Below are 5,282 nucleotides of genomic sequence, written 5' to 3' on the forward strand. Positions count from 1 at the left end.
GCCGCAACGCCCACGCCGCGATGCGCCGCACGACCGACGCCGACCGTGACCGCGACTGCTCGCTCGACATGGCGGTCAGCTACGGGCTCGACAGCGACGACGAAGCGGAAATGCGCGACGACTACTACTCGGTACGGGGACTTAAATAGACGCGACATGTACACACAGAGCATCACACGCAACCACCGCACGGCCTTTATCCTGGCCATCGACGGGTCGGGTTCGATGGCCGAAAGCATCCTCTTCCGGGGACGCCGGCTGACCAAGGCCGAGGCTGTCGCCACCATCACGAACGACCTGCTGTTCGAACTGGTCGAGCGGGCCCGCCGCAGCGACGGCGTGCGCGATTACTACGACATCGCGGTCATCGGATACTCGGGCGACGACGAAGTCCGCCCGCTGCTGCCGGGCGGCGAAGAGCTGGTTTCGGTCAGCACCCTCGCGGCCGGGAAGATGCCGGTGCGCACCGAGGTGGTCGAGCACCGCTTCCCGGACGGCAACATCGCCCTGCGCGAGATACCCGCGCCTTCGTGGATCGAACCCTGCGCCGCAGGCCAGACCCCGATGTGCGAGGCGCTGCGCCGCGTACGCGACATCGCGGCCGAATGGACGGCCAAGGCGGCCAACGCCCGGAGTTTTCCGCCCGTGGTGTTCAACATCACCGACGGCGAGGCCACCGACTGCGACGACGAGGAGCTGCGCTCGGTGTGCAGCCAGATCAAGGCGCTCGGCACAGCCGACGGCAACGTCCTGCTGATTAACATCCACATTGCGGCCGGGGACACCGAACGCCCCGTATTCTTCCCCGAAGCGGGCGAAGCCAACTACACCAACCGCTATGCGGCGCTGCTCTACGACTGCTCGAGCGAGATGCCCGCCGTATTCAACGAAGCCATCCGCGAGGCCAAGGGCCCCGGCTCCGTGCCGCCGTTCCGCGGCATGAGCTACAACGCCTCGGCGGCCCAGCTGGTCGCCATGCTCAACATAGGTTCCATCAGTGTCAAAACCGAATAACGATGATAGCGACCCTGCAACACTTCACCCGGGCGCTGCTGACACCCGACCTGTCGCTGGCGATGCTCGCCGACGCACGCGTGGTCACGGACTCCAGCGGCATGCCGCGCCTGATGCGCACCACGTGCTTCATCGAAGCCGGAATCGAATGGCGCGGCGAACGCTGGCTCGTGGCCATGCCCCTGACCCCCTCGGCCATGCTCCGCACCGAACGCACGGCTTCGGCCCTGCGACGGCTAAACACCGGGTGCCTGGCCGAATACCGCATCCTGCCGGGCGAAATGCGCTGGCACGATGAAACGGGGAGCGGGCGTCGCACCGACCTGATTCTGCAGCACCTGCCCGCAGGCCGGGAGTTCGCCGAAGCGCTGATCACCGAGGACAAGGCGACCCTGCTCGCGGCCCTCGACACGCTCCGGAACTCCCTGCGCGAACTGGAGTTCACGCACAACAACCTCAAGGAAACGAACCTGCGCTGGTGCCGGGGCCGTTTCATCCCGATACGCTACTACGACGCCCGCATCGGCGCGGCGGACAACGGCACGGGCGACGCGGAGGCATTCGAGTCGCTGCGCCGCAGGATCGCCGACGCACCCGCGCCGCAGCCGCTGGTCAAAGACATCGCCGCGCCGTACGACCCGCTGCGGAGGCTGACGGGCCACCGGTGGACGAGCCACGTATTCGAGGGGCTGGTCTGCGTCGAGGACGAAAGCGGATTCGGATTCGTCGACACGGACAACAACCCGGTCATCCCGGCACAGTTCGTCTGGGCGGGCGATTTCCGCGAGGGGCGCGCCGAGGTGCAGACCCCGACGGGCATGGGGCTCATCGACCGCCAGGGCAGCTATGTCATACCGCCCGAATACGAAATCGTGGACTACGACCCCGCCGCGAGCGTGGCGCACGTGCGCCACAACGGGCACTGGGCGCTGTTCGACTACCTCGGACACCGCCTCACGGAATTCCGGCAGGAGGCTCCCGAGCCCTGCGGGCCTGAAATTTGCAGATAACGTCACTAAAAAATACGATTATGGAAGAAACGATCAAATGCCTGATCATCGGCAGCGGCCCCGCCGGCTACACGGCCGCCATCTATACTTCGCGCGCCAACCTCCAGCCCGTGCTCTACGAGGGCATCGAACCGGGCGGACAGCTCACGACGACCACCGAGGTGGAAAATTTCCCGGGGTATCCCGACGGCGTCAGCGGCCAGCAGATGATGGCCGACATGCGGCGCCAGGCCGAACGCTTCGGCGCCGAAATCCGCATCGGCACCGTAACGCGCGTCGACCTCTCGTCGCGGCCGTTCCACGTGGTAATCGACGGCACGAAAGAGCTCAAGGCCGAAACCCTCATCGTCGCCACGGGCGCATCGGCCCGCTACCTGGGCCTGCCGTCCGAAACGAAATTCCGCGGCATGGGCGTGAGCGCCTGCGCCACCTGCGACGGCTTCTTCTACCGCAAGAAAGACGTGGCCGTGGTCGGCGGCGGCGACACCGCCTGCGAGGAGGCCACCTACCTCGCCTCGATTTGCCGCAAGGTCTACATGATCGTGCGCAAGCCCCACCTGCGCGCTTCGAAAGCCATGCAGCAGCGGGTGTTCAGTACGCCCAACATCGAAGTGATATTCAACCACAACACGGCCGAAGTGCTGGGCGACGAATCGGGCGTGACGGGGGCTTTGCTGCGCTGCAACGACGGCAAGGAGGTCAAAATCGACATCTCGGGATTCTTCCTGGCCATCGGACATCACCCCAACACCGAACTTTTCGCCGACCAGCTGCACCTCGACGCCGAGGGCTACATCAAGGTCGAGCCGGGAACGTCGATAACCAACATCGAGGGCGTATTCGCCGCCGGCGACGTCCGCGACCCGCACTACCGGCAGGCCGTGACGGCCGCCGCTTCGGGCTGCATCGCGGCCATCGACTGCGAGCGTTTTCTGCTGCGTTAAAAGCCAGAACGGATGAGTTTCAGCGTCACCATACTCGGATCGTCTTCCGCAAAGCCCACCGTGAGCCGGCACCCGTCGGCCCAGGCGGTCAACGTGCACGAACAGTATTACCTGGTCGATGCGGGCGAGGGGGTGCAGCAGCAACTAATCCGTTATGGCATCAACCCGCTGAAACTCCGGGCCGTATTCATCTCGCACCTGCACGGCGACCACGTCTTCGGACTCTTCCCGCTGATTTCGACGCTGGCGCTCTACGGCCGCAAGACCCCGCTGCGGATTTTCGCCCCGGCGCCGCTGGGCGAAATACTGGCCTGCCACCTCAAATATTTCGACAGCGAACTGCCCTACCCGGTGGTCTGGACGGAGGTGGACACGACCAGGCATGCACTGCTGCTGGAAAACCGCACGCTCGAGGTGTGGAGCATTCCGCTGCGCCACCGCGTGCCGACGGCCGGATTCCTCTTCCGCGAAAAGGAGCCGCCGCTGAACGTCGACAAGTTCAAGATTGCGAAATACGGACTCTCCGTGGCACAGATTACCGCAGCCAAGCGGGGCGGGGACGTCACGCTCGGCACGGGCGAGGTGATTCCCAACGCCGAACTGACCTACCGGCCCTATGCGCCCCGCTCGTACGCCTATCTTTCGGACACCAACTTCTCGGCAAAGGCCGCAAAGCTGGCCGCGGGGGCCGATTTGATGTACCACGAGGCGACCTACGCCGCAGCGGAGCAGAAAACGGCCCGCGAACGCGGGCATTCGACGACCGCCGACGCGGCCAAAGCCGCCCTGAAAGCCGGTGCGAAACGCCTGATTATCGGGCACTATTCGTCGCGTTACAAGGACGAGGACGTACTGGTCGAGGAGTCCCGGGCGCTCTTCCCTGAAACCTATCCCGCCACCGAGGGGGTTACGTTCTCCATAGAGAAACAACGATGACAAAAGCCGAAATACAACTCGTCCGCGCGCTGGCCGACAAACGCGGCCGCACGGAGCACGGACTGTTCGTGGCCGAAGGGGAGAAACTCATCGGCGAACTGCGCGCGTCGCACCTGCACGTGCGCAAAATATTTGCATTGGAGGGGGTGTTCGCCGGGCCCGAAGTCGAAACCGTCAGCACCAGGGAGATGGAGCGGCTGTCGCTGCTGAAGACGGCGGGCAACTCGCTGGCCCTGGTCGAAATACCGCATTACGAACTGGACATGCGGGCGCTGTCGGGCCGCCTGACGCTGGCGCTCGACGACGTGCAGAACCCCGGCAACCTGGGCACGATCGTCCGGCTGGCCGACTGGTTCGGCATCACCGACATCGTCTGCTCCGAGTCTTCGGCCGACTGCTTCAACCCCAAGGTCGTGCAGGCCACGATGGGCGCCATACTCCGCGTCCGGGTGCACTACACCGGCCTTGCTCAATTTCTGGAGCGGGCCGCCGCCGGGGGACTTCCCGTATACGGAACATTCCTGGAGGGGGACAACATCTACGAAACGGAGCTCGCACAGGCGGGAATCGTCGTCATGGGCAACGAGGGACGCGGCATTTCGGATGCGGCGGCGGAAGCCGTCACCCGCAAGCTCTTCGTCCCGCCCTACCCGGCCGGCCGCCGGGGTTCCGAATCGCTCAACGTGGCGATGGCCACGGGCATCGTCTGCGCTGAATTCCGTCGGCAGGCAAACGCCGGAGGCGGAAAATAGACCGGGTGCCGAAGAGCCGGGACACGGGCATTCCCCGGCGTCACCGGGGAAGCGTCTGCCGCAGGGTGCCGGGATGCAGCGGCACGACATCGAGCAGTTCGAGCGACTGCACCATATCGAGCGTTCCCTCCTTGTATTTCCGAAAATGGGGCGTGGCGATATGGCTTTTATAAGCCGCCTGGCCGGCATAGATTTCGAGAATCGTCACCTCGTTCGAGCGTTCATTTCCAGCCACGGCATAGAGGGCAATCACGCCCGGCTCCAGCCGCAGCGAAGCCTCAATCTCCTCGCGCAGGCAAGCGTTGTATTCGGCGAGGCGAGCCGGGTCGACCGTAATCTTCGACAACCGCACCAACTGCCTTTCCGGCACCGGCTTTCCCGCCCCGTCCGGCTGCTGCGCATTGCCGGCCGCTGCGGCAAACAGGGCGAGCAGGAGCGTCATCAAACTTTTCCTCATCGTCTTTTAATCGGTTATTTCCTGCAAATATATCCATTCCGGCCTGATTCGCCAAACGGCCGTTCACCGGAAGACAGCAGAGCGACGGGCCGACGGATTGCGGCCGTGCAGCCGGCCGCGTAACCTGCCGGCGCGCTTCAGGCTTCCGCCCCGCAGGCAGCCGCCTCCC

Annotated in this window: 6 protein-coding genes; 5 read left to right on the forward strand and 1 reads right to left on the reverse strand. The window is 64.8% G+C overall.

The genetic code is table 11. The features are described from left to right. Positions 1 to 156 precede the first annotated feature (156 nt). Genes QZT71_RS11750 through QZT71_RS11770 form a run of 5 tightly spaced genes read left to right on the forward strand, consistent with a single transcriptional unit; the run spans position 157 to position 4,656 of the window. Entirely contained in the window at positions 157 to 1,014 is an 858-nt protein-coding gene (locus tag QZT71_RS11750) for a vWA domain-containing protein (RefSeq protein WP_295916433.1), read from the forward strand. 2 nt (positions 1,015 to 1,016) lie between these two features. Beyond that, entirely contained in the window at positions 1,017 to 2,024 is a 1,008-nt protein-coding gene (locus tag QZT71_RS11755) for a WG repeat-containing protein (protein ID WP_295916436.1), read from the forward strand. 20 nt (positions 2,025 to 2,044) lie between these two features. After that, entirely contained in the window at positions 2,045 to 2,968 is a 924-nt protein-coding gene (gene trxB / locus QZT71_RS11760) for a thioredoxin-disulfide reductase (RefSeq protein ID WP_295916438.1), read from the forward strand. A 12-nt stretch (positions 2,969 to 2,980) separates the two neighbouring features. Next, the gene (locus tag QZT71_RS11765) at positions 2,981 to 3,904 is read left to right on the forward strand and encodes a ribonuclease Z (protein ID WP_295916440.1); all 924 of its coding nucleotides are present in this window, start codon (positions 2,981 to 2,983) and stop codon (positions 3,902 to 3,904) included. Then, positions 3,901 to 4,656 carry an RNA methyltransferase gene (locus tag QZT71_RS11770; protein WP_295916442.1) on the forward strand — a complete coding sequence of 252 codons (756 nt, stop codon included), beginning with the start codon at positions 3,901 to 3,903 and terminating at the stop codon, positions 4,654 to 4,656. Before QZT71_RS11765 ends, QZT71_RS11770 begins: the two co-directional genes overlap by 4 nt. A gap of 40 nt (positions 4,657 to 4,696) precedes the next feature. Here the strand turns inward: QZT71_RS11770 and QZT71_RS11775 are convergent, their stop codons facing one another. After that, positions 4,697 to 5,113: an antibiotic biosynthesis monooxygenase gene (locus QZT71_RS11775; protein ID WP_295916445.1), complete on the reverse strand. Its 417-nt coding sequence runs from the start codon at positions 5,111 to 5,113 to the stop codon at positions 4,697 to 4,699. Positions 5,114 to 5,282: the final 169 nt, after the last annotated feature.

Origin of the sequence: uncultured Alistipes sp., assembly GCF_902388705.1 — a bacterium.
Classification (GTDB): domain Bacteria; phylum Bacteroidota; class Bacteroidia; order Bacteroidales; family Rikenellaceae; genus Alistipes.